Origin of the sequence: Bradyrhizobium sp. (genome assembly GCF_049691595.1) — a bacterium.
Classification (GTDB): Bacteria; Pseudomonadota; Alphaproteobacteria; order Rhizobiales; family Xanthobacteraceae; genus Bradyrhizobium.
This window is the reverse complement of the sequence record NZ_JBAVNZ010000080.1, coordinates 1-1,691: the sequence shown is the minus strand read 5'-3', so window position 1 is coordinate 1,691 and position 1,691 is coordinate 1. Positions and strand designations below refer to the sequence as shown.

The following is a 1,691-nucleotide window of genomic DNA, read 5'->3' as shown; positions in this document are numbered from 1 at the left end:
GCGGCTGCCGGCGAACTGGCGCCAGAGCTTCCAAGCGCGGGGGAAGTTGTACCGCTGCGCGGGCTGACTGGCGGCCAGGCCCATGTACTCGATCAACGCCGCTTCGCTGGGGGTGGCGGTTCCCATGGCCCGGAAGCCGCGCCGTAGGCACGAGGCAACGTTCGATGCGTTGGTGTACCCGCGGCCTAGAAGATACTCGGTGAAGGTGCGCAACGGGTAGTCGGTGCAGTGTTGACGGCTCATAGCTCCCCACGAAGGTGAAAAGTGGTACCCCCCCTCTCTATACCCCTAGAAATAACTAGGGTGGGGGTCCTAGAGGACAACCTACCATTTCTCTAGACCCTTTCCTAGTTATCTCAGGGGGTATAGAGAGGGGGGTACCCTCCTGCTCGACCACGAGGCCTTTTTCCCCCACGCCTACCTTGCGGTGCTTCTCTTCCCACGTCGGCGTCTGTTCAGCCCAACGTCGAGACTTGCACTTCGTGGCACGTTGGTTAGACTGCGCAGCGATGCCAAAAAAAGGATCGGATAAGGGGATTGCTGGCCATCTGGCGTTGACCCTCGGCGAGGTGACGGCGTTCGCTGCCTGGTGCGACGTGCATTACCCGATGGCGTCGCGTCAGCAGATCCTCACCCTGCTGGTGCGCGAGGCGCTGGCCGCCGGCACGTCGCCGGAGCGGCGTGCCTCGTCCGCGGCCTACATGGCCGCGCTTCATCGGGCGCGCCATCGGGTGGCGCTCGCGCTCACTGCGGCCTTCGACGACGTGCGCGCGGAGTTGACGCGCGAGAGTCACGTCGCCGACAGCGGTGCCGTGATCTACCCACCTCCGCAGAGGATCGGATGAAGCAAACGAGCACACCCATCGTCGAAGTGCTGCACGGTGCGCGCGACGCCACCACTGGGCAGAAGCTCGAACCCGAAGAGCAGCCGGCGCGTGTCACCACCATGCTCGAATCGGATGCGGTCGAGGATGGGCGTGGGCCTACGATGCTCCTACCGGTGCGGCTCACCGAGGAGCGGGACGCCGTCGAAGTCGCCGCGGATCTCTCGACGCTCTGCGCGCTCTGCAAGAACTGGCGGCGCGACTCTTGGCGGAAGCTCTACGCGACTTGGACCGATCCGTCACACCGTGAAGGCTTCAAGACGCTCAACAGAATACGCGGCGAAGTGCTCGGGCGCGCCGAAGAGTTCTTGGCCGCCATGCCCGACGCGCCCGAGGTGCTCGACGTGGAGCACGCTATTGCTGGTTACATCGGCGTCTGCGGCCCGCTCTCCGAGATCGAGAACGATGTAATCCTTACCTGGGCGCAAGGACACTGCCCGTCACACAACTCGCGCGGGCATCCGATGGCTTCGATGTTCATCCACCGTGACAGCGATGCCCGCAGGCTCGCCGTCAAGGCCTACGATGCGATCCTGCGGAAAGCAGCCGGGAGGTAACCACAATGCCGGACGTCAGCAACCCCCTCACCCCAGGCCCCGTCACCAGCGAAGGCAAGGGGATCAAGATCGTCGTGATCATCAGCAGCATCGTCGCCGTGCTCGGCACGATCCAGAGCGCGCTCGAAGTAGTCACCACAATCCTACCGCCGGCCGCCAAGGGCCTCGGCATGTGGCTCGCCCTCGGCGGCGCCGCCATCGCCGCGCTGACGCAGATCGCGTACACGATCCAGCGCAGCGCGATCAAGAT

4 protein-coding genes are annotated in these 1,691 nt (G+C 64.6%); 3 read left to right on the top strand and 1 reads right to left on the bottom strand.

What is annotated here, in order from left to right:
- Window positions 1-243, bottom strand: a 243-nt coding sequence (locus WCE35_RS03995; protein ID WP_424592046.1) for a hypothetical protein, incomplete at its 3' end; no start/stop codon positions are given.
- Between the two features lie 266 nt (window positions 244-509).
- On the opposite strand from WCE35_RS03995, the gene WCE35_RS03990 reads away from it, so the two are divergent.
- The 3 genes from WCE35_RS03990 to WCE35_RS03980 all read left to right on the top strand — a co-directional run.
- Window positions 510-845, top strand: coding sequence for a hypothetical protein (locus tag WCE35_RS03990; RefSeq protein WP_424592045.1), 336 nt, complete (start codon window positions 510-512; stop codon window positions 843-845).
- Window positions 842-1,441 carry a hypothetical protein gene (locus WCE35_RS03985; protein ID WP_424592044.1) on the top strand — a complete coding sequence of 200 codons (600 nt, stop codon included), beginning with the start codon at window positions 842-844 and terminating at the stop codon, window positions 1,439-1,441. The genes WCE35_RS03990 and WCE35_RS03985 overlap by 4 nt, the downstream gene beginning before the upstream one ends.
- 5 nt (window positions 1,442-1,446) lie before the next feature.
- Window positions 1,447-1,691, top strand: a 245-nt coding sequence (locus tag WCE35_RS03980) for a hypothetical protein (protein ID WP_424592043.1), incomplete at its 3' end; no start/stop codon positions are given.

Excerpts from the sequence above, each read along its gene's own strand:
- WCE35_RS03990 (WP_424592045.1), top strand. The coding sequence starts at position 510 with ATGCCAAAAAAAGGATCGGATAAGGGGATTGCTGGCCATCTGGCGTTG.
- WCE35_RS03985 (WP_424592044.1), top strand. The coding sequence starts at position 842 with ATGAAGCAAACGAGCACACCCATCGTCGAAGTGCTGCACGGTGCGCGC.